Genomic DNA, 21981 nt, shown 5'->3' on the forward strand with positions numbered 1-21981 from the left:
ATTCTGCGACTAAACAAGCATATTTCGCCAGTCTTGAACAGAGTGTTGCAGCAGCCCTGCGGCCCGAGTAGCTTGCTAAGCGCTTGCTTAGCTTCGGACCCCGTTCTCGACACCGCGCCGGAGGATCTCCGTGACCGACACGCCCGCCCGTACCGCCAGTCGAACCGCGATCGTCACCGGCGCCGCCCGCGGCATCGGCGCGGCCGTGGCCAAGCGCCTCGCCGCGGACGGGTTCGCCGTCGCCGTGGTCGACCTCGACGCCGAGAACTGCGGCGACACCGTCACCGCGATCACCGAGGCGGGCGGCACCGCGGCCGCCTTCGGCGCGGACGTCAGCGATGCCGACCAGGTGACGGCAGCCGTCGAGGCGATCGTCGAGCGGCTCGGCCCGCCGACCGTGCTGATCAACAACGCCGGCATCACCCGGGACAACCTGCTGTTCAAGATGACCGAGCAGGACTGGGACATGGTGCTCGGCGTGCACCTGCGCGGCTCCTTCCTGATGACGCGCGCGGTGCAGAAGTACATGGTGGACGCCAAGTGGGGCCGCATCGTGAACCTGTCGAGCACGTCCGCGCTCGGCAACCGGGGCCAGGCCAACTACTCCGCCGCCAAGGCCGGCATGCAGGGCTTCACCAAGACTCTGGCGATCGAGCTGGGCAAGTTCGGCGTCACGGCCAACGCCATCGCCCCGGGCTTCATCGAGACCGAGATGACCGCGCAGACCGCCGAGCGCATGGGCGTCTCGTTCGAGGACTTCAAGAAGGGCGCGGCGGCGATGACCCCGGTCAACCGGGTCGGGCAGCCCGAGGACATCGCGGCCACCGCGTCGTTCTTCGTGCGCGAGGAGGCCGGTTTCGTGTCCGGCCAGGTGATCTACGTGGCCGGCGGACCCCGAGACTGATCGGACGGGATTAGGCATGCGCGTCTTCGAGAGCATCGACGAACTGGTCGCGGCCAAGGGCGAGCAGCTCGGCCCCACCGACTGGTTCGAGATCACCCAGGAGCGGGTCGACACCTTCGCCGACGCCACCGACGACCACCAGTGGATCCACATCGACAAGGAGCGCGCGGAAGCGGGCCCGTTCGGCACCACCATCGCCCACGGTTACCTGACGCTGTCGTTGATCGCGCACTTCGGCAAAGCGCTCTACCGGATCAAGAACCTGACCATGGGGATCAACTACGGCCTGAACAAGGTGCGGTTCCCCGCCGTGGTGCCGGTCGGTTCGCGGTTGCGCGCGAGCGGCGAGGTGCTCGACGTCAAGCCGGCCGCGCAAGGGGTGCAGTTGTTCTCCCGGATCACCATCGAGATCGACGGCGGCGACAAACCCGCGTGCGTCGCGGAGACCGTGTCCCTGCTCGTTCCCTGAAGGGAGTCCTTCGTGGACGCCGATGCCTTGCGGGCGAAAGCCCGGGAGTTCGTGGCGAACCAGCCGACCACCGATCGCCTGGAGTTCCTGCGGGCCCGGTTCGACGCGGGTCTGGCCTGGGTGCACTTCCCGGAGGGCCTTGGCGGGCTCGGCGCACCGCGGGCGTTGCAGTCCGTTGTGGACACCGAGCTGGCCGGGACGCCGGACAACGACCCGCGCCGGATCGGCATCGGGCTGGGCATGGCCGCGCCGACCATCCTCAGGTTCGGCTCCGACGAGGTGAAGAAACGCTTCCTGCGTCCACTGTGGACTGGGGAGGAGATCTGGTGCCAGCTCTTCAGCGAGCCGGGCGCCGGCTCCGACCTCGCGGCCGTGGGCACGCGGGCGCGACGGGAAAACGGGCGCGACGGTGACGACTGGCTGCTGACCGGGCAGAAGGTGTGGACCTCCAGCGCGCACACCGCGCGGTTCGCCATCCTGCTCGCCCGCACCGACCCGGATCTGCCCAAGCACCAAGGGCTTTCGTACTTCATCCTCGACATGGACCAGCCCGGCGTCGAGGTGCGCCCGCTGCGCCAGATCACCGGTGAGGCCGAGTTCAACGAGGTCTTCCTGACCGACGCGCGCATCCCCGACGCGCACCGGCTCGGCGCGGTCGGCGAGGGCTGGAAGGTCGCGCAGACCACGCTGATGAACGAACGCGTCGCGATCGGCGGCAACGCCGCGCCCCGCGAGTCGGGCATGCTGGGCGCGGTCGCGAAGACGTGGCGGGAGAACCCCGACCGGCACACCAGCGCGTTGCACGACCGTCTGCTGCGGCACTGGGTGGACGCCGAGGCCATGCGCCTTGCCGGGCAACGGCTTCGCCAGCAGCTCGCGGCGGGCGCGCCCGGCCCCGAGGGGTCGGCGATGAAGCTGGGGTTCGCCAAGCTGTCGCAGGCGTTGTCCGGGCTCGAGGTCGAGCTGATGGCCGAAGACGGCCTGCGCTACGACGACTGGACGCTGCGCCGGCCGGATCTGGTCGACTTCACCGGCCGCGGGCCCGGGTACCGCTACCTGCGGGCGAAGGGCAACTCGATCGAGGGCGGGACGTCGGAGATCCTGCGCAACATCATCGCCGAGCGGGTGCTCGGGCTGCCGTCGGAACCGAGGGTGGACAAGGACGTCGCGTGGAAGGACCTGCCGAAATGAGCGCCACGCTGATCTACAGCGAGGTCGAGGAGGACCTGCGTGCTTCGGTGCGCGACCTGCTGGCCGACCACGCGTCGCCGGCCGCCGTGCTCGCGCGGTGCGAGAGCGACCAGCCCTACGACCTGGAATTGTGGCGCCTGCTCGGTGAGATGGGCGCGACGACGTTGCACGTGCCCGAGGAGCTGGGCGGTCAGGGCGCGAGCATGCGGGAAACCGCTGTGGTGCTGGAGGAACTGGGCCGCTCGGTGGCGCCGGTGCCGTTCCTAGGCAGCGCGGTGCTGGCTTCCGCGGTGTTCACCGTCCTCGGCGAGCCCGTGCCTTCCGAGACGGCGACCTTGGTCGTGCCGTTCTCCTCGTGGCAGCCCGTGTTCTCGTCGGGGCCGGTGCGGTCGGTCGCCGATGCCACGGTGGCTTCGTTGTTCATCGTTCCGGTGTCCACACCGGACGGTCCGGAGCTGCACCTGGCGTCGTCCGCCACGGTGACCCCGGTGACGTCGCTGGACCTGACCCGCCCGGTCGCCGACGTGACCGTGTCCGAGTCGACCGTGCTCGCCCGTGGTGCGGATGCCTCGAACGCCCTGCGCGTCGCTTTGCTGACGGGGGCCGGGTTGCTGGCCAGCGAGCAGGTCGGGATCGCCGAGCGGTGCTTGTTCGACACGGTGGCGTACTTGCGCGAACGGCACCAGTTCGGCCGCGCGGTCGGCTCGTTCCAGGCGTTGAAGCACCGGCTGGCCGACCTCTACCAGGAGCTGGTGACGGCTCGGGCGGCGGCGCGCTATGCGGCGGACGCGCTGGCCACCGGCGAGGACGTCGAGATCGCGGTGGCCGTGGCGGCGGCGCACTGCAGCGACGTCGCCGTCCACGCGGCCGAGGAGGCGGTGCAGCTGCACGGCGGGATCGGCATGACGTGGGAGCACCCGGCGCACCTGTTCCTCAAGCGCGCCAAGGCGGACCAGCTGGCGCTCGGCACGCCCGACCGGCACCGCGCGGCCCTGGCCGAACTGGTCGACCTGCGCCTGTGAATACCGACATCGGCACCGAGCTCTGGCCCGACGTCACCCCCGACGCCGCGCGACGGCTGATGCTCGCGGCCGTGGACGCCTTCGCCACGCGGGGTTTCCACGGCACCACCACCCGCGACATCGCCACCGCGGCCGGCATGAGCCCGGCGGCGCTGTACGTGCACTTCCCGTCGAAGGCGGCGGTGCTGTTCGCGATCAGCCGCAGCGGCCACAGCCAGGCCCTGCGCATGATCCGCTCGGCGGCCGAAGCCGAGCCGGACCCGGTCCGCTGCGTGGTGCGCATGACGACGGAGTTCGTGGCCTGGCACGCGCGCAGGCACAAAGTGGCCAGGATCGTGCAGTACGAGCTGCACGCGTTGCCACCGCAGGACTTCGAGGTGGTGGCCGAGCTGCGCCGGGCCACCGAGCACACCGTCCGCGACGTGATCTCGGCCGGGGTCGACGCGGGCGCGTTCACAGTGCCGGACGTGCGGACGGCGGCGCGGGCGGTGTTGTCGCTGGGCGTGGACGTGGCCCGCTGGTACACCGACACGAGCAAACCGGATCCGGAGGAACTGGGCCGCCAGTACGCCGAACTGGTGCTCGGCATGCTCGGCGTCCGGTGACGTCGGACCACGACTCGGCGACCACGGTTGCGGTGCGGCGCGTACTCGCCCCGGCGGGCGGCTCGACCGGCTGAACGGCAACCGTGGCTGGCGTACCGTGAGGGCATGGCGTCGTTCGGTGAGTTGTTTCCCGGGGTGAAGAAGCTGCGCAAGGAGTCCGAGGAAGACGCAGGCGGCGAGCTCTTCGAGGCCGGCCCGCTCGACCTCGATGCGGGCGTCGTGAAGTTCGCCCCGCGCAAGGAAGACCCGCGCAAGCAAGAAGCGAAGAAGGACGAAGAGAGCGACTGAGTGTTCGACGGCTTCACGCTCAGCCGGGTGACCGGCGCCGACGGTGTCACCCTGCGCGTCCGGCACGGCGGCGACGGCCCGCCCCTGCTCCTGCTGCACGGCCACCCGCGCACCCACACCACCTGGCACCTCGTCGCGGAGCGGCTCAAGGACACCTTCACCGTCGTGTGCGCGGATCTGCGCGGATACGGCGAGTCCGACAAGCCGCCGACCACGCCCGACCACGCGCCCTACTCGAAACGCGCCATGGCCGCCGACTGCGTCGCGTTCATGCGCGAGCTGGGGCACGAGCGGTTCGCCGTGGCCGGCCACGACCGCGGCAGTTACGTCGCCCTTCGGACCGCCCTCGACCACCCCGCCAACGTGACGAAACTCGTCGTGATGGACAGCGTGCCGATCGGTGAGGCGCTCGCCCGCTGCGACGCGAAGTTCGCGCAGGAGTGGGCGCACTGGTTCTTCTTCGGGCTGCCGGACAAGCCCGAGCGGGCCATCAATGCCGACCCCGACGCCTGGTACAACGTCGGCACCCGCAACACGCCGCAACGGCTGGGCGCGGAGAACTTCGAGGACTTCCACCGCGCCATCCACGACCCGGCCACCGTCAAGGCCATGATCGAGGACTACCGCGCGGGTCTGGGCATCGACCGCGCGCACGACGAGGCCGACATGAAGGCCGGCACCAGGATCGCCTGCCCGACCTTGCTGCTGTGGTCGACCGAGGACGACCTGGAGGACCTCTACGGCGACCCGGCCGAGGTGTGGCGGCCGTGGACCACGGAACTGCTGGCCCAGCCCATCGAGTCCGGGCACCACATGGCCGAGGAGAACCCCGACGCCGTCGCCGCGGCCCTCAAGGGTTTCCTCGCCTAGACGACCTGGACCTCGATCCCCTCGGCCTCGAAAGCGGCCACCGTGGCGGGGTCGGCCTCGGCGTCGGTGATCAACAGGTGCAGGTCGGTCACCGGGCAGATCTGGGCGAACGCGTGCTGGTTCAGCTTCGAGCTGTCCGCCACCACCACGACCTTGCGCGCGCTCTGCGCCATCATCCGGTTGATGCTCGCCTCGCCTTCGTGGTGCGCGAACGCCCCGCGCGCGGGGTCGACCGCGTCCACGCCGATGAACACGACGTCCAGCGTGATCTCCGCCAGGATCTTGGTCGCCAGCGGCCCGATCAGCTCGAAGGACTGCTGGCGGGCCACGCCGCCGGTCACCACGATCTTCACGTGCGGGCGCACAGCGAGCTCGTTGGCGATGTTCAGCGCGTTCGTCACCACGGTCATCGACGGGCCGTCCGCGCGGGTGCTCAGGTCCGACCGGGTCGCCAGCGCACGGGCGATCTCCGTGGTCGTGGTGCCGCCGTTCAACCCCACGACGCTGCCAACGTCCACCAAGGACGCCGCGGCCCGGCCGATCCGCTCCTTCTGCGACGCGTGCCGCGCCGTCTTGTAGCGCAGGGGCAGGTCGTAGGCGACGTTGTTGGCCACCGCGCCGCCGCGCGTCCTGGTCAGCAGTTGCTGCTCGGCGAGGTGGTCGAGGTCGCGGCGCACGGTCGCGGCCGACACGTCCAGCTCCGCGGCGAGGTCGTCCACATCGACCTTGCCGCGCTTGCCGAGGATCTCCAGCAACGCGCTGAGCCGCTCATACCGGTCCACAACCACAGAGCGTAGCCCCCGCGGCCGCCGTCAGGACTTGGGCACGGCCACGTACTTGATCTCGAGGAACTCCTCGATCCCGACGCGGCCGCCTTCGCGACCCAGCCCGGACTGCTTGATCCCGCCGAACGGCGCCGCCGGGTTGGACACCAGGCCGGTGTTCAGCCCGACCATGCCGACCTCGAGCTTGTCGCTCACCCGCAGTGCCCGGTCGAGGTCGCGCGTGAACACGTACCCGACCAGACCCCACGGCGTGTCGTTGGCCATGGCGAGCACCTGGTCCTCGTCGTCGAACGGGAAGATCGCCGCCACGGGGCCGAAGATCTCGGTGCCGGTCAGCTCGCTGGCCGGGTCCACATCGGACAGCACGGTCGGCGGGTAGAAGAAGCCGGGCCCTTCCGGCGCGGCACCGCCGGTGAGCACCTTGGCGCCCTTGCCGACCGCGTCGGCGACCAGCCGCTCCACCTTGGCCAGGCCGTCGGCGTCGATCAGCGGGCCGACGTCCACACCGGACTCGGTGCCCGGGCCGACGGTGAGCGCCGACATCTTCTCGGCGAGCCTGGTCCCGAACTCGGACGCGATGGAGCGGTGCACGTAGACGCGGTTGGCCGCCGTGCAGGCCTCCCCCATGTTGCGCATCTTGGCCACCATCAGCCCGGCGACGGCGGCGTCGAGGTCGGCGTCCTCGAACACAAGGAAGGGGGCGTTGCCACCCAGTTCCATCGACGTGCGGACCACGTTGTCGGCGGCCTGCGCGAGCAGGATGCGCCCGACCTCCGTGGACCCGGTGAACGACAGCTTGCGGATGCGACCGCTGCGCAGCACCGGCTCGACCACCCCGGCCGCGTCCGAGGTGACCACCAGGTTCAGCACGCCGTCGGGCAGTCCGGCCTCCTGCAGGATCCCGGCCAGCGCGAGGCTGGTCAGCGGGGTCTGCTCGGCCGGCTTGAACACCATGGTGCAGCCGGCCGCGATGGCCGGGCCGATCTTGCGCGTGCCCATGGCCAGCGGGAAGTTCCACGGCGTGATCAGCAGCGACGGGCCGACCGGCTGGCGCGAGACGAGCACGCGGTTGCGGCCATCGGGCGTGGTGGACAGGCCACCCTCGATCCGCACGGCCTCCTCGGAGAACCACCGGAAGAACTCGGCGCCGTAAGCCACCTCGCCGCGCGCCTCGGCCAGCGGCTTGCCCATCTCGGCGGTCATCAACGCGGCCAGGTCGTCGGCGCGCGCGGTGATCAGCTCGTACGCGGTGCGCAGGATCTCGCTGCGGGCGCGGGGCGCCGTGGCGGCCCAGTCGGCCTGCGCGGCAACGGCGGCGTCCAGCGCGGCGGCGCCGTCGGCGGGGGTGGCGTCGGCGACCTCGCACAGCACCTCGCCGGTGGCCGGGTCGTGCACCGGCATCGTCGCCCCGCCGGACGCGTCCACCCACTTGCCCGCGATGAACAGTTGCTTGGGCACGGTTTCGATGATGGTCATGACCGTTCCTCCTGCTGGGCACGGATCGAATTGTCGATCAGCTCTGCGATGTGCACGGCGGCGTTGTGCGGCGCCAGCTGCCCGGCCTGCAGCCGGCAGCTGAACCCGTCGGCGAGCACCGGCGCCCCGTCCGCCGAAGCCAGCCTCGGCGCCAGTTCCAATGCCGCCACCTTCATCGACACGTCGTAGTGCTCGGCCTCGAAGCCGAAGTTACCCGCGAGACCGCAGCACCCGGGCGCCTCGTCCACGGTCCGGACACCGAGGCCGCGAAGGAGTTGCGCTTGCCGCACACCGGGGAACGTCGCGTACTCGTGGCAGTGCGTCTGCAGCACGACCCGCTCCGGCATCGGCGGTGGTGTCCAGTCCGGTGCGGCCAGCTCGGCCAGCGCCACGGGCACGGTCGTGACGCGTGCGGCCACCCGGCGGGCCGCGTCGGTGCCGAGCAACTCGGGTGCGTCGGTGCGCAACGCCGACGCGCAACTCGGCTCCGGCACGATGATCGGCAGGTCCGAGCCGTCCAGCGCCCGCACCGTCCGGGCCATGACCCGGCGGGCCACGCCGAGCTGCCCGGTGCTCACCCAGGTCAGCCCGCAGCACAGGCCAGCGCGCGGCTGGGCCGGCACGCCGGCCGAGGCCAGCACCCGCGCCGTCGCACCCGCGAGGCCCGGCCGGAACGCACGGGTGAACGTGTCCAGGAACAGGACCGCCTTGTCCCCGGTCGGCGCCGCGCGCAGGACTTTGCGCAGCTCCCGGCGCCCGGCGAACCGCGGCAACGACCGTTCCCGCGCGACCCCGGCGGCCCGTTTGACCAAGGCACGCTTGATGACCGCGTTGACCGGGCGGGCCGCCCGGGTGGCGAGCGCGGCGGCCAGCGGCAGCCAGCCCAGCGAGTAGTGCGAGCGTGGACGGATCCGGTTCTTGTAGTGCTGGTGCAGGAATTCGGCCTTGTAGGTGGCCATGTCCACGCCGACCGGGCAGTCCGCGGAACACGCCTTGCACGACAGGCACAGGTCCAGCGCCTCGAGCGGCTCCTTCGACCGCCAGCCCTGGGACACCACGGGGCCACCACGCAGCATCTCCTGCAGCACCCGGGCCCGCCCGCGGGTGGAGTCCTTCTCGTCGTGCGTGGCCCGGTAGCTCGGGCACATCACGCCGCCGCTGTCGGCGCGGCACTTGCCGACGCCGACGCACCGGCTCGGCGCGCTCGCGAACCCGCGTTCGTCGTGCGGGAACCCGAACGCGGTCCGCACCGGCGCGGGTGGGTCGAGCAGCGCCAGGTGGCGATCGATCGGCGACGGCGCGACGATCACGCCCGGGTTGAACAGGTTCGACGGGTCGAAAGCCTTCTTCATCGCGGCGAAGGCCGCCAGGATGCGCTCGCTGTACATGGTGGACAGCAACTCGCCTCTGGCCCGGCCATCGCCGTGCTCGCCGGAGTTCGTGCCACCGTGGCGGACGACCAACCGGGACGCGTCGAGCAAGAAGCGACGCATGGCCGCGACGCCCTCGGCCGTGGACGGGTCGAAATCGATCCGCACGTGGATGCAGCCGGCACCGAAATGCCCGTACAGCACACCGAAATAGCCGTGCTCGGTCAGCAACTTCTGGAACTCGCGCAAGTAGGCGGCCAGGTTCTCGGGCGCGACCGCCGCGTCCTCCCACCCCGGCCACGACGCCTTGCCGCCGACGAGCCGCGAGGCGAGCCCGGCGCCTTCCTCGCGCACCCGCCAGAGCGACCGGCGCGCGGCCGGGTCATCGACGATCTGGCCGGCGACCAGCCGTCCGCCGGCCCGCAACCGCTCCAGCAACCGGGCGGACCGTTCGGCGACCTCGGCGGCGTCGTCCCCGTCGAGTTCGACGTACAGCCACGCCTGGCCGTCCGGGAGCCCGACCACGGACTCGGCCCCACGCCGGTACCGCATGGTGTCGACGATGGCCGCATCGATGCCCTCCACCGACGCGGGCGCGAACTCGAGGATGGTCATGACGTCCTCGGCGGCCTCGGCGACGTCGCGGTAGCCCAACGCGATCAGGTTCGCCGCGGGCGCGATCGGGACCAGCCGGACGGTCGCCTCGGTCACCACGACGCAGGTGCCCTCGGTGCCCACGAGCGCGCGGGCGACGTCGAAGCCGTTCTCCGGCAACAGGTGCTGGAGCTGGTACCCCGAGACCTGGCGCGGGATCCGGCCGAGTTCGGTGCGGATCTCGCCCAGGTGCTCGATCACCAGCTCGCGCAGGGCGTCGGCTACGTCGTCCGCGCCGTGCAGACCACGGTGGTCGGCCTCGGCCGTGCGGCCGTCGGGAAGAACCACGCGCAGCGACTCGACGTGCTCGCTCGTCCGTCCATAGCGGACGGAGTGGTTGCCGCAGGCGTCGTTGCCGATCATCCCGCCGAGCGTGCACCGGCTGTGCGACGACGGGTCCGGGCCGAACGTCAGCCCGTGCTCGGCCGCCGCCCGGCGCAGGTCGTCGAGGACCACACCGGGCTGCACGACCGCGGTCCGCGCCTGCGGGTCGATGCGGACGATCTTGTTGAAATACCGCGAGCAGTCCAGCACGACGCCGGAGCCGACGGTGTTGCCCGCCATCCCGGTCCCACCACCGCGGCTGGTGACCGGTACCCCGTTTTCGGCGCACACCCGCACCACGGCGGCGATTTCCTCGGCGCTGCGCGGGAAAACGACGGCCGCTGGCGGGATCCGGTAATTGGACGCGTCGTAGGCGTACTGGGCGCGGCGGCCGGCGTCGGTGCTGACCTCCAGCCCGGGCGCCGCGACCCGCAACGCCGACAGAAGCTCGGTCATGCCTCGCTGGTGCCCGCTTCGACTGCCGCGCGCCACGCGCGCAGACCCTCGTCGATGACGTTCTCGTCCACGACCAGCGCGGGGATCATCCGGACCACGTTGTTGGCCGCGCCGCAGAGCAGGAGCAGCAGCCCCTCGCCCACAGCGGCCTGCTGCACGCGCAGGGCGGTCTTGCCGTCCGGCTCGCCGTCGGCGTCGACGAACTCCGAGCCCAGCATCAGGCCGAGCCCGCGCACGTCGCCGATGGTCGGGTGGTCGGCCGCGACGGACTCCAGGCCGGCCCGCAGCCGCTGGCCCATCTGCTCGGCGTTGTGCACGAGCTTCTCCTCGCGCACCACCTCGAGCGTGGCGACCGCGGCCGCGCAGGCCACGGCGTTGGCGCCGTAGGTGCCACCCTGCGAACCCGGCCACGCCTTGCGCATCAGCGCTTCGGACGCGGCGATGCCGGAGATCGGGAAGCCGCTCGCGATCCCCTTGGCGGTGATCAGGATGTCGGGCTCGACGCCGAAGTGGTCGTGCCCCCAGAACCTGCCGGTGCGCCCGACGCCGGTCTGCACCTCGTCGAGCACGAGCAGGAAGCCGTGCCGGTCGGCCCGTTCCCGCAGGCCCTGCATGAACGCCGTGTTCGCCGGGATGTAGCCGCCCTCGCCGAGCACCGGCTCGACGATCACCGCCGCGGTGTCGTTCGGCGCGGTCTGGGTTTGCAGCAGGTAGTCGAACTCCTTGAGCGCGAACCGGGTCGCGGTCTCCTCGTCCCAGCCGTAGCGGAACGCGGTCGGGAACGGCGTCACGTGCACGCCGGCCATCAGCGGCGCGAACCCGGCGCGGAACCGGGTGCCCGATGTCGTCATCGACGCGGCCGCGACCGTGCGGCCGTGGAAGCCGCCCTGGCAGACGATCACGTTGGGCCGCCCGGTGCCCATGCGGGCCAGGCGCAGCGCCGCCTCGACGGCCTCGCTGCCGGAGTTCATGAAGAAGAGGCTGTCCAGCTTCGGCGGCAGGACCTCGCCGAGCGCGGCGACCAGCTGCCGCAACGGCTCGTGCATCACCGTCGTGTACTGGCCGTGGATCAGCTTGCCGACCTGTTCCTGCGCGGCCGCGACCACCTTCGGGTGGCAGTGACCGGTGCTCGTCACGCCGATGCCCGCGGTGAAGTCGAGGTAGCGACGGCCGTCGGCGCCGAAGAGGTAGGGGCCTTCGCCCCGCTCGGCGACGACCGGCGTCGCCTGGCGCAGCAACGGGCTCAGCGCGGTCATGGGCGACCACCCTTCAAGTCGGCTTGGGATCCCTGAGCATCTTGCGGCCGAGCCCGGAAGATTGTCAACAATCCTACGAGAACCTCACGGCGTCATCCCCAGGGCAGCTTGTTCTGCACCGTGTTCGCCGTGTCCGACACCGACTCCGCCGCGTGCTTGGCCGCCTTCTTGGTCCGGTAGGCCACCGACGGCTTGCCGTGCGTGTCCGCCGACGCCAGCATCAGCCCGCCGAGCAGGCCGAGGTTCTTGAAGAAGTGGATCTGCTGGGCCGCGCGCTCCTTCGGGTCCTCGTACTCCCAGAACCGGTGCCCGGCCGCGGTGGTCGGGATGATGCTGCCCGCGAGCAGCAACGCCGAGAGCCGGGGGAACTTGCCGAGCGCCAGCATGAGCCCGGCGCCGACCTTCACCGCGCCGTCGATCTTGACCAGCGACACCGTGTCGGTGGGCACCTGGTCCGGCAGCTTGTCCTGGACCTGGCCGACGGTCGCGTCCAGCACGGGTGCGGCCGCCTCGGCCCGGGGCTCGGGGTTGCGCAGCTGATCGATGCCACCGCTGATGAAGATGGACGCGAGCAGCGGGCGGGCCACCCTGCGAAGGATCATCGTCTGTTCGACCTCCTGGTGTCGTATCGGGTCCGCGCCAACCGTGGCCGCGTGCCCGGCCTTCTGCAACCTGACTTACCCCGGTTTCGGGATCGGTTAACGCGAGGTTGCACTATGACCCCAACTAGGGTTATAAATGGGGTCATGCCAAAGATCAATGTGTACCTGCCCGAGGAGCTGGCCGAAGCCGTGAAGGCCGCCGAGCTGCCGGTGTCGGCGATCTGCCAGCGCGCGCTGGAACAGTCGGTCAAACGGGCCACCGCGATCCGCGCGACCGTGCTCGGCGATCTGGACACCGACGACCCCACGGCGGGGTTGACGCACTTCACCGAACGCGCCCGCACCGCGCTGAAACTCGCCATCACCGCGGCTCGCGGCGCCGGCGCGACCACGGTCGGCACCGAGCACCTGCTGCACGGGCTGATCAGCGAGGGCTCGAACCTGGCGTTGCGGATCCTGCGCACGGAGGAACTCGACCCGGCCCTGGTGCAGCGCACGCTCGACCTGCCGGAACCCGGCGCGCACGACGGGCCGCAGGCGTCCCGGTTCGGCGCCGACGCGGCCAACGCGCTCGAACTGACCGCGGTCGAGGCAATGGCGCTTGGCCACAACTACGTGGGCTGCGAGCACCTCCTGCTCGGCATCGTCGCCGAACCCGACGGCGCGGGCGGCCGGGTGCTGCGTGAGCTGGGTCTGGACGCCCGGTCGGCACGCAAGGCGGTGGCCGCGGCGCTCAGCGGTTACGCACACCTGCGCGCGCAGGCGCCCGACCCCACGGCGGCAGTGTCGGCGGCGCTCACCGCGGCGCTGGCACCGGTCGTGGCACGGATCGAGCGGCTCGAACAGCGGCTGGGCTGAGTCGTGGCCCTGGTGGTCGTCGTGGTCGCCGTGTTGTTGCTGATCGCGATGGGAGTGCTCTGATGGGGTTGTTGTTGATCGCGACCGGGGACACCCTCGCGCACCTCGACGGCGCGGTGGCCACCGGCGCCGACCTGCTCGCCGGGCTCAGCGTGCCGGCTGATGATGTCGTGGCCGAGGACGTGCTCGCCGAGCCGAGCTGGGACACCTCACCAGGGACCATGCTCGGGATCGCGCGCCGGGTGGCGGGCGCGCACGCCGACGGGGTCGTCGTCACGCACGGGCTGGACACGCTCGAGCAGACCGCGTTGCTCACCGAGCTGATCGCGCGGCCGCGGTGCCCGGTGGTGTTCACCGGCGCTCGGCTGGGCTTCGACGTGCCCGGCAGCGACGGTCCGCCGAACCTGACGGCCGCGCTCGCCGCCGCGCGATCGGCTCGGGCCGGGGTGTTCGTGTGCCGGGACGGCGTGGTGACACGGCCGTGGTCCGCCTCCTTCCCGGTGGTCGCGGGCGACCCCGAGTCCGATGTCGCGCTGATCAAGGTCTACCCGGGGATCCCGCCGTCCTTGCTGCACACCGTGGTCGACGCGGGGGCGCGTGGGGTGGTGATCGAGGCGACCGGTGCGGGGAACGTGCCCGTGGGGTTGTTCACCGCCATCAACGAGCTCACCGGGTGGGGCATCCCGGTCGTGGTGGCGTCGCGTGACGAGGTCCCGCGGGAGACGCGTGGGGCGACGGCGCTGGTCCTGTCGGTGGGGGCGATCAGCGGACGGATGCTTTCCCCGGAACTGGCGCGAGTTGCTTTGATGTACGCACTCGGCGGCGGCGGGGTCGACGCGGTGCGCAAGTGGTTCGCGCACCTGTGATGTCCTCGGATGTCGAGAACGCCGTGACGGCTCCGACCACCTGGCATGGACAACATCGAAGTAGTCGAAGCCGTGTTCGAAGCGTTCCGCAGCGATGACCCGGGACGGGTGGAAGGGCTGCTCGCCGACGAGTTCGTGTTCACCAGTCCGCAGGACGACCACATCGACAAGGCCACGTTCGTGCGCAAGTGCCTCCCCGCCGCCGGGCAGATCACGAACCAGCGGACGGTGCACTTGGTCGAGGCGGCGGGCGGGAACGTGTTCATCATGTACGAGTACACGGCGACCACCGGCGAAACCCATCGGAACACCGAATGCCTGACCGTGCGGGACGGCCGGATCGTCGAGACCCAGGTGTTCTTCGGTGGCCGCTACTGACACGCCATGAATGTCGCATTCGAGGCGTTGAGCGTCTCGGATGCGACATTCAGGGCTAGAGGCGGCAGGAGCGGATGTCCGAAGCCAGGATCGCCTTGGCGCCCAACGCCGACAGCCGGTCCATCACCAGGTTGGCGTCGATGCGGGACACCATGGCGCGGATCGCCACCCATTCCGGGTCGGCCAACGGGGCCACCGTGGGCGACTCCAGGCCGGGGGTCACGGTGAGCGCGTCGTCCAGCAGCGACTTGGGGCAGTCGTAGTCCAGCATCAGGTACTGCTGGGCGAACACCACGCCCTGCAGACGCGCCACCAACTGGTCCTTCGCCTGCGACGCGGGCGAGCCGGCGCGTTCCACCAGCACCGCATCCGAGCGGCAGATCGGTTCGCCGAAGGCCACCAGGTTGTGCTGGCGCAGGGTGCGGCCCGAGCCCACCACGTCGGCGATCGCGTCGGCCACGCCCAGTTGGATGGAGATCTCCACCGCGCCGTCCAGGCGGATCACTTCCGCCTGCACGTCGTAGTTGGCCAGGTTGTCGGTGACCAGGCGGGGGTAGGACGTCGCCAGGCGCTTGCCCTGGAGGTCGGCCACCGTCCACTCGCGACCGGCGGGGGCGGCGTAGCGGAACGTGGAACCACCGAAGCCCAGGGCCAGGCGCTCACTGATGGGCGCGCCGGAATCCAGGGCCAGGTCCCGGCCGGTGATGCCGAGGTCCAGCTCGCCGGAGCCCACGTAGATCGCGATGTCCTTGGGGCGCAAGAAGAAGAACTCGACCTCGTTGACCGAGTCGATCACGGTCAGGTCCCGCTGCTCGTGGCGCTGGCGGTAACCGGCCTCGGCGAGCATCTCCGAGGCGGGCCCGGACAGCGTCCCCTTGTTCGGTACGGCGACCCGCAGCATGGTTCTCCTCTACAGGTGGCGGTACACGTCGTCGAGGGTGATGCCCCGGCCCAGCATGAGGACCTGGATCCGGTACAGCAGCTGGGAAACCTCTTCGGCCAGCCGCTCGTCGGACTCGTGTTCGGCGGCGATCCACACCTCGCCGGCCTCTTCGAGCACCTTCTTGCCTTGCGCGTGCACCCCGTCGTCCAGGGCCACGACCGTTCCCGACCCCTCAGGCCGGGTCCGTGCCCGCTCGCTGAGTTCGGCGAACAGCTCGTCGAACGTCTTCACGGGGGCTGATCCTCCCATCCCGTACCGCCGTTCAGCCAATCGGGATGAGCTATCCCACAGGCTGGCGGGCGGCGGCGAGCACGTCGGCGAGCACGGTCAGGTCGACACCGACCAGCGAGTCACGCACCACCCGACCCTGGGCGGGCTCGATCGGCACCTCACAAGGGATCGCGAGCACGGCGCAGCCCGCCCCGGTGGCGGCGGCGATCCCCGTCGGGGAGTCCTCGACCGCCACGCACGCGGCCGGGTCGACGTCCAGCATGCGAGACGCACGCAGGTACGGCTCGGGTTGGGGCTTGTGGCGCCCGTCCACTTCGTCACCGCACACAGTCACGTCGAACAGGTCGCGGCCGATGGTCGCCAGCGCGACGTCGGTCAGCGCGCGCTCGGTCGACGTCACCAGGGCCATGGGCACGCCGGTCGCCCGGACGGCCTTCAACGCCTCCTGCGCGCCGGGCCGCCACTCCAGGCCGTCGACGAAGAGCTCCAGCATCCGCCGGTCGATCCGCTCCGTGATCTCACGTCGTTGCGAAGGCGTGGGCGTGACGCCGACTTCGGCGAAGATCAGGTCCAATGTGGTCGGGATGTTCGACCCGACCATCGCGGCGCGCGTCTCGGCGGACAGTTCGCCGCCCAGCTCGCGGGTGATCTCGAAGAGCGGGATGTCCCAGAGCTTCTCCGAATCCACCAGGGTGCCGTCCATGTCCCACAAAACGGCATCCGGCACGGTATTGCCCCTCACGTGTTGAAGTATTTGGCCTGCGGATGGTGCAAGACGATGGCGTCGGTCGATTGTTCTGGGTGCAGTTGGTGCTCTTCCGAGAGTTTCACGCCGATGCGCTCTGGCTCGAGCAGGTCGGTGATCTTGGTGCGGTCCTCGAGGTTGGGGCACGCGCCGTAGCCCAGCGAGAAGCGAGCACCGCGGTAGCCGAGGCTGAAGTAGTCCTCGATGTTCTCGGGGTCCTCGTCGGACACGGGCTTGCCGGTCGGCATGACGAGCTCCTGCCGGACCCGGCGGTGCCAGTACTCGGCGAGCGCCTCGGTCAGTTGCACACCGAGACCGTGTACCTCGAGGTAGTCGCGGTAGGCGTCGGCGGCGAAGAGCTCGGCGGCGAAGTCGGCGATGGGCTGGCCCATGGTGACCAACGTGAACGCGACGACGTCGACCTCGCCGGTTTCCTTGGGGCGGAAGAAGTCCGCGAGGCAGAGCCGCCGGTCACGGGCCTGGCGCGGGAAGGTGAACCGGGTGCGTTCCGGCGCGTTCACGTCGGGCTCGGACAGCACGATCAGGTCGTCGCCCTCGGCCACGCACGGGAAGTAGCCGTAGACCACCGCGGCGTGCGCGAGCACGCCTTGGGTGGTCAGGCGGTCCAGCCACGCCCGCAGCCGCGGCCGCCCCTCGGTCTCCACCAATTCCTCATAGGACGGTCCGGCACCACCGCGCGCGCCACGCAACCCCCACTGCCCGAGAAAGGTGGCCCGCTCGTCGAGCAGGGCGGCGTAGTCGGCCAGCGGGATGCCCTTGGCGACCTGGCTGCCCCAGAACGGCGGCGTCGGGATCGGCACGTCGGTCGCCACATCCGAGCGCGCGGGCAACGGGGTTTCCGGCTCGGTCGTGGAATGCTTCGCCTTGCGGGCCTCGGCGATGCGCAGCGACCGCTCGCGCCGGGCCCGGCGCTCGGCCTGCTTGGCCCGCAGGTCCTCGTCCACGGCGACGGCCTCGCCGCGCTTGGCCGCCATGATCGCGTCCATCAGCCGCAGGCCCTCGAACGCGTCGCGCGCGTAGCGGACGTCGCCCGCGTAGAGGTCGGCGAGGTCGTTCTCCACGTAGGAGCGGGTCAGCGCGGCGCCGCCCAGCAGCACCGGCCAGGAGTCGGCGACCCCGCGGGAGTTCATCTCCTCGAGGTTCTCCTTCATGATCACCGTCGACTTGACCAGCAGTCCGGACATGCCGATGACGTCGGCCTTGTGCTCGGAGGCGGCGTCGAGGATGGTCGTGATCGGCTGCTTGATGCCGAGGTTCACCACGTCGTAGCCGTTGTTGGACAGGATGATGTCCACGAGGTTCTTGCCGATGTCGTGCACGTCGCCCTTCACGGTGGCCAGCACGATGCGGCCCTTGCCGTCGGCGTCGCTCTTCTCCATGTGCGGCTCGAGGTAGGCCACGGCGGTCTTCATCACCTCGGCCGACTGGAGCACGAACGGCAGCTGCATCTGCCCGGACCCGAACAGCTCCCCCACCGTCTTCATGCCCGACAGCAGGGTGTCGTTGATGATCTGCAGGGCGGGCCGCTCCTGCAGCGCGGCGTCCAGGTCGTTCTCCAGGCCGGTCTTCTCGCCGTCGACGATGCGCCGCTCCAGCCGCTCGAACAACGGCAACGCGGCGAGTTCCTCGGCGCGCGAGGCCTTGGTCGAGGACACGGTCGCGCCCTCGAACAGGCTCATCAGCTTCTGCAGCGGGTCGTAGCCCTCGCGACGCCGGTCGTGCACCAGGTCCAGGGCGACGGCGCGTTGTTCGTCGTCGATGCGGGCCATCGGCAGGATCTTCGACGCGTGCACGATCGCGGTGTCGAGCCCGGCCTGCACGGCCTCGTGCAGGAACACCGAGTTCAGCACCTGGCGCGCCGCCGGGTTCAGCCCGAACGACACGTTCGACACGCCGAGCGTGGTCCGCACGTCCGGGTAGCGGCGCTTGAGCTCGCTGATCGCGGCGATCGTCTCGATCGCGTCGCGGCGGACCTCCTCCTGACCGGTGGTGATCGGGAAGGTCAGGCAGTCGACGATGATGTCCTCGACCCGCATGCCCCAGTCGGACTTCAGGTCCTCGATGATCCGGCTGGCGATCCGGACCTTGTGCTCGGCCGTGCGGGCCTGGCCCTCCTCGTCGATGCACATGACGACGACCGCGGCGCCGTGCTCGCGCACCAGCCGCATGGTCCGCTGGAACCGCGAGTCCGGGCCGGTGCCGTCCTCGTAGTTCACGGAGTTGACCGCGCAGCGACCGCCGAGGCGCTCCAGCCCGGCCTGCAGCACCTGCGGTTCGGTGGAGTCGAGCATGATCGGCAGGGTCGACGCGGTGGCCAGCCGCGCGGCGAGTTCGGCCATGTCCTGCGCGCCGTCGCGCCCCACGTAGTCGACGCAGAGGTCGAGCATGTGGGCACCGTCGCGGGTCTGGGCGCGGGCGATCTCGACGCAGTCGTCGTAGCGCCCGGCGAGCATGGCCTCGCGGAAAGCCTTGGAGCCGTTGGCGTTCGTGCGTTCGCCGATCACCAGCACGGACGCGTCCTGCTGGAACGGCACCGCCTGGTAGAGCGACGAGACCCCCGGTTCCGGTCGCACGCGCCTGCGGGTCGGCTCGAGCGTGCGGACCGCGTCGGCGACCTGGCGGATGTGCTCGGCCGTGGTGCCGCAGCAGCCGCCGACCAGCCGCACGCCGAACTCCGTGACGAAGGTGGAGAGCGCCTTGGCCAGCTGTTCGGGGGTCAGCTTGTACTCGGCGCCGTTGGGACCCAGCTCCGGCAGGCCCGCGTTGGGCATGACCGACAGCGGGATGCGGGAGTGCTTGGCGAGCGTGCGCAGGTGCTCGCTCATCTCGGCGGGTCCGGTCGAGCAGTTCAGGCCGATCAGGTCGATGCCGAGCGGCTCGAGCGCCGTCAGTGCGGCCCCGATCTCCGTGCCCAGCAGCATCGTGCCGGTGGTCTCCACGGCGACCTGCGCGATGATCGGCACGACCAGCCCGGCCTCGGCCATCGCGCGGTGCGCGGCGATCACCGCGGCCTTGACCTGCAGGATGTCCTGCGAGGTCTCGACGATCACCGCGTCGATGCCGCCGGCCAGCATCCCGGCGACCTGCTTCTGGTAGGCCGCGCGCAAGGTCTCGTACGGCAGGTGCCCGAGCGTCGGCAGCTTGGTGCCGGGCCCGACCGCGCCGAGCACGAACCGCTGCCGGTCGGGCTCGCTGAACTCGTCGGCGGCCTGGCGGGCCAGCGCGGCCCCGGCCTGCGCGAGCTCGAAGATCCGGTCGGCGATGTCGTAGTCGCCGAGGTTGGTCAGGTTCGCACCGAACGTGTTGGTCTCGACGGCGTCCGCGCCGGCCGCCAGGTAGCCCCGGTGGACGTCGAGGACCACGTCGGGACGGGTGACGTTGAGGATCTCGTTGCAGCCCTCGAGCCCGTCGAAGTCGTCGATGGTCAACGACACCGACTGCAACATCGTCCCCATCGCGCCATCGGCCACCAGAACACGCTCGTCGAGGGCGGTGAGCAGGGGGGAATCGACCCGTCGTGGCATGGCACCAGACTACGGTCTCGCGCCACCCGGGCAGGGCCGTAGGCTGGGCCGGTGACCGATCCTGACCAGCGCGTGCCCGACCCCGCAGACGAGGCCGACCCAGGTGCGAACCTGGTCGACCCGGTGCTGGTCGCGGCCTTCGAAGGCTGGAACGACGCAGGTGACGCGGCAAGCACGGCGATCGAGCACCTGCAGCTCACCTGGGACGCCACGCCGCTCGCCGAGATCGACCCGGACGACTACTACGACTTCCAGGTGACCCGGCCCACAGTCCGCATGGTGGACGGCATCACCCGAAGGGTTGAATGGCCGACCACCCGGCTCTCGGTGTGCCGGCCGCCCGGGTCCAACCGCGACGTCGTTCTCGTGCACGGCATCGAGCCCAACATGCACTGGCGCCGGTTCTGCGGCGAGCTCATCGAGCACGTGAACCAGCTCGGCGTCACGACCGTGGTCACGCTCGGCGCCTTGCTGGCCGACACCCCGCACACCCGGCCCGTCCCGGTCACCGGGACCGCCTACGACGCCGCCTCCGCCGCGCAGTTCGGCCTCGAACGCTCGCGTTACGAGGGGCCAACCGGGATCGTCGGCGTGCTGCAGGACGCGTGCGTGCAGGCCGGCGTCCCGGCCATCTCGATCTGGGCCGCGGTGCCGCACTACGTGTCGCAACCGCCGTCGCCCAAGGCCACGCTCGCATTGCTGCACCGCGTGGAGGAGGTGCTCGACGTCGAGGTGCCGCTCGGCGGGCTGCCCGAGCAGGCCGAGGAGTGGCAGCGCACGGTCAGCGAGATGGCCGAGGAGGACGAGGACGTCCGCAACTACGTGCGTGCGCTGGAAGAGCGTGGCGACGCGGACATGGAGTTGAACGAGGCCAGCGGCGACGCGATCGCCGCGGAGTTCGAGAAGTACCTGCGTCGGCGGCGGCCCGGTGGACCTGGGCGCAGCGGCCCCGGTCCGACGGGCGTATGAACACGCCGCCGACCGGTACGACGACAACGACGTCCGCGATCAGGCGCAAGCTGGCGGTCGCCTGCCTCTACGCGGGTGGGTTCCTCGGCCCGTTCGGCGGTGGCATCACCACGTCGATGCTGCCCGAACTCGGTGGCACCTACGGCATCGGCGCGGGCACGGCGACCTCGTCGCTGACCGCATACCTGGTGCCGTTCGCGGTGCTGATGCTCGTCTCCGGCACGCTCGGCGCGCGCTGGGGTGCCCGGCGCAGCATCCGCACGGCGTACCTCGTGTACATCGTGTCGTCGCTGTTCTGCGCGATCGCCGGGACGTACGTGCTGTTCCTGGGCGGCCGCGTGATCCAGGGCGCGGCGAATGCGTTCACCACGCCGCTGCTACTCACCGCCGTCGCCGCGATCACCCCGCGCGAACGCCTCGGCCGCACGCTCGGCCTGTTCGGTTCGCTGCAGGCCGCCGGGCAGACCAGCGCGCCGTTGCTCGGCGGGCTGGCGGCCGAGGCGCACTGGCAGTGGGCGTTCGTCGGTGTCGCCGTGGTGGCGGGGTTCCTCGCCGTGGTCGGGTTGCCGGCCGACATGGCGCAGTCGCAGACCGAGGAGCGGCCCCGGCTGCGCACGGCGTGGCGCGGGGACGTGTTGCGTGCGGGCATCGCCGCCTTGGTGGGCTGGGCCTGTCTGGGCGGGCTCTCGTTCATGGTCGCGTTGCGGGCGCAGGACCGGTTCGGGCTCGGTGCGGCCGAGCGAGGCCTGGCGCTGACGGCGTTCGGCGTGCTCGGGTTGTTGTCGGCGCGGCTGGTCGGCCGGGTGATCGACCGGATCGGCGGGAAGACCGCGGTGGTGATCGGCTCGGTGGCCGGGGCCGTGCCGTTGGTGGTGGCCGGGCTGGTGCCGTCGGTGGCGGCGTTGATCGTGGCGTGGGCGTTGTGCGGGATCGCCGCGCAGTTCGTGCTGGTCGGCGTGAACACGGTGATCCTGTCGGGTACCGGGCCCAACAAGTCGGGTGCGGTGTCGGTCGTGCAGGCGTTCCGGTTCACCGGCGCGGCCGGTTCGCCGGTGGCGTTCACGCCGGTGTACCACCTGAGCCCGGTCGCGGGATTCCTTGTGCCCGCGGCATTGTTGGCGGTCACGGCGCCGCTCGTGCTCGGTCGTGCACGCGCACCGGAATAGCGCTACGT

General features: G+C 70.8%; 21 protein-coding genes. 12 read left to right on the forward strand and 9 right to left on the reverse strand.

Annotated features, from left to right (window positions below):
* Positions 1 to 130 precede the first annotated feature (130 nt).
* The 7 genes from fabG (at position 131) to EV186_RS28340 (ending at position 5349) form a co-directional block, all read left to right on the forward strand.
* A complete protein-coding gene (gene fabG / locus EV186_RS28310) occupies positions 131 to 904 on the forward strand; it encodes a 3-oxoacyl-ACP reductase FabG (protein ID WP_133852494.1) in 774 nt (257 codons plus the stop codon).
* Between the two features lie 16 nt (positions 905 to 920).
* Positions 921 to 1373, forward strand: a complete 453-nt coding sequence (locus EV186_RS28315; protein ID WP_133852495.1) for a MaoC family dehydratase — start codon at positions 921 to 923, stop codon at positions 1371 to 1373.
* Positions 1374 to 1385: 12 nt separating this feature from the next.
* Complete coding sequence (locus EV186_RS28320; protein WP_133852496.1) at positions 1386 to 2564, forward strand: acyl-CoA dehydrogenase family protein; 1179 nt, start codon at positions 1386 to 1388, stop codon at positions 2562 to 2564.
* A complete protein-coding gene (locus EV186_RS28325; RefSeq protein WP_133852497.1) occupies positions 2561 to 3586 on the forward strand; it encodes an acyl-CoA dehydrogenase family protein in 1026 nt (341 codons plus the stop codon). Before EV186_RS28320 ends, EV186_RS28325 begins: the two co-directional genes overlap by 4 nt.
* On the forward strand, positions 3583 to 4191 hold the full coding sequence (locus EV186_RS28330; protein WP_424983534.1) for a TetR/AcrR family transcriptional regulator: 609 nt from the start codon (positions 3583 to 3585) through the stop codon (positions 4189 to 4191). Before EV186_RS28325 ends, EV186_RS28330 begins: the two co-directional genes overlap by 4 nt.
* Before the next feature lie 105 nt (positions 4192 to 4296).
* Positions 4297 to 4479 (forward strand): hypothetical protein, encoded by a 183-nt coding sequence (locus tag EV186_RS28335; RefSeq protein ID WP_133852498.1) that lies wholly within the window; start codon positions 4297 to 4299, stop codon positions 4477 to 4479.
* Positions 4480 to 5349 carry an alpha/beta fold hydrolase gene (locus EV186_RS28340; RefSeq protein WP_133852499.1) on the forward strand — a complete coding sequence of 290 codons (870 nt, stop codon included), beginning with the start codon at positions 4480 to 4482 and terminating at the stop codon, positions 5347 to 5349.
* Here the strand turns inward: EV186_RS28340 and EV186_RS28345 are convergent.
* The 5 genes from EV186_RS28345 to EV186_RS28365 form a co-directional block, all read right to left on the reverse strand.
* Positions 5346 to 6131, reverse strand: coding sequence for a DeoR/GlpR family DNA-binding transcription regulator (locus EV186_RS28345; RefSeq protein ID WP_133852500.1), 786 nt, complete (start codon positions 6129 to 6131; stop codon positions 5346 to 5348). The genes EV186_RS28340 and EV186_RS28345 overlap by 4 nt on opposite strands.
* Before the next feature lie 30 nt (positions 6132 to 6161).
* Positions 6162 to 7610 carry an NAD-dependent succinate-semialdehyde dehydrogenase gene (locus EV186_RS28350; RefSeq protein ID WP_208115822.1) on the reverse strand — a complete coding sequence of 483 codons (1449 nt, stop codon included), beginning with the start codon at positions 7608 to 7610 and terminating at the stop codon, positions 6162 to 6164.
* Positions 7607 to 10414 carry an FAD-binding and (Fe-S)-binding domain-containing protein gene (locus EV186_RS28355; protein WP_133852501.1) on the reverse strand — a complete coding sequence of 936 codons (2808 nt, stop codon included), beginning with the start codon at positions 10412 to 10414 and terminating at the stop codon, positions 7607 to 7609. Before EV186_RS28355 ends, EV186_RS28350 begins: the two co-directional genes overlap by 4 nt.
* A complete protein-coding gene (locus tag EV186_RS28360) occupies positions 10411 to 11670 on the reverse strand; it encodes an aspartate aminotransferase family protein (RefSeq protein ID WP_133852502.1) in 1260 nt (419 codons plus the stop codon). Before EV186_RS28360 ends, EV186_RS28355 begins: the two co-directional genes overlap by 4 nt.
* 92 nt (positions 11671 to 11762) lie before the next feature.
* Complete coding sequence (locus EV186_RS28365) at positions 11763 to 12272, reverse strand: DoxX family protein (protein WP_133852503.1); 510 nt, start codon at positions 12270 to 12272, stop codon at positions 11763 to 11765.
* Between the two features lie 144 nt (positions 12273 to 12416).
* Between EV186_RS28365 and EV186_RS28370 the strand changes: the two genes are divergently transcribed.
* From EV186_RS28370 to EV186_RS28380, 3 genes are all read left to right on the forward strand, one after another.
* Positions 12417 to 13130 carry a Clp protease N-terminal domain-containing protein gene (locus EV186_RS28370; protein WP_133852504.1) on the forward strand — a complete coding sequence of 238 codons (714 nt, stop codon included), beginning with the start codon at positions 12417 to 12419 and terminating at the stop codon, positions 13128 to 13130.
* A gap of 62 nt (positions 13131 to 13192) precedes the next feature.
* Positions 13193 to 13996, forward strand: a complete 804-nt coding sequence (locus EV186_RS28375) for an asparaginase (RefSeq protein WP_133852505.1) — start codon at positions 13193 to 13195, stop codon at positions 13994 to 13996.
* A 45-nt stretch (positions 13997 to 14041) separates the two neighbouring features.
* Positions 14042 to 14374 (forward strand): nuclear transport factor 2 family protein, encoded by a 333-nt coding sequence (locus EV186_RS28380; RefSeq protein ID WP_133852506.1) that lies wholly within the window; start codon positions 14042 to 14044, stop codon positions 14372 to 14374.
* A 55-nt stretch (positions 14375 to 14429) separates the two neighbouring features.
* Here EV186_RS28380 and hisG read toward each other — a convergent pair whose 3' ends face one another.
* Genes hisG through metH form a run of 4 tightly spaced genes read right to left on the reverse strand, consistent with a single transcriptional unit; the run spans position 14430 to position 19838 of the window.
* Positions 14430 to 15275 (reverse strand): ATP phosphoribosyltransferase, encoded by an 846-nt coding sequence (gene hisG / locus EV186_RS28385; RefSeq protein WP_133852507.1) that lies wholly within the window; start codon positions 15273 to 15275, stop codon positions 14430 to 14432.
* 9 nt (positions 15276 to 15284) lie between these two features.
* On the reverse strand, positions 15285 to 15548 hold the full coding sequence (locus tag EV186_RS28390) for a phosphoribosyl-ATP diphosphatase (protein ID WP_133852508.1): 264 nt from the start codon (positions 15546 to 15548) through the stop codon (positions 15285 to 15287).
* Positions 15549 to 15597: 49 nt separating this feature from the next.
* Complete coding sequence (locus EV186_RS28395) at positions 15598 to 16251, reverse strand: HAD family hydrolase (RefSeq protein ID WP_133852628.1); 654 nt, start codon at positions 16249 to 16251, stop codon at positions 15598 to 15600.
* Positions 16252 to 16286: 35 nt separating this feature from the next.
* Positions 16287 to 19838 (reverse strand): methionine synthase, encoded by a 3552-nt coding sequence (gene metH, locus EV186_RS28400; RefSeq protein ID WP_133852509.1) that lies wholly within the window; start codon positions 19836 to 19838, stop codon positions 16287 to 16289.
* Positions 19839 to 19910: 72 nt separating this feature from the next.
* Here metH and EV186_RS28405 point away from each other — a divergent pair, with 72 nt between their 5' ends.
* Both EV186_RS28405 and EV186_RS28410 read left to right on the forward strand, forming a co-directional pair.
* Positions 19911 to 20807 carry a PAC2 family protein gene (locus EV186_RS28405; protein ID WP_243754342.1) on the forward strand — a complete coding sequence of 299 codons (897 nt, stop codon included), beginning with the start codon at positions 19911 to 19913 and terminating at the stop codon, positions 20805 to 20807.
* Positions 20804 to 21973, forward strand: a complete 1170-nt coding sequence (locus EV186_RS28410) for an MFS transporter (RefSeq protein ID WP_133852511.1) — start codon at positions 20804 to 20806, stop codon at positions 21971 to 21973. Before EV186_RS28405 ends, EV186_RS28410 begins: the two co-directional genes overlap by 4 nt.
* Positions 21974 to 21981: the final 8 nt, after the last annotated feature.

Origin of the sequence: Labedaea rhizosphaerae, assembly GCF_004362825.1 — a bacterium.
Lineage (GTDB): Bacteria > Actinomycetota > Actinomycetes > Mycobacteriales > Pseudonocardiaceae > Labedaea > Labedaea rhizosphaerae.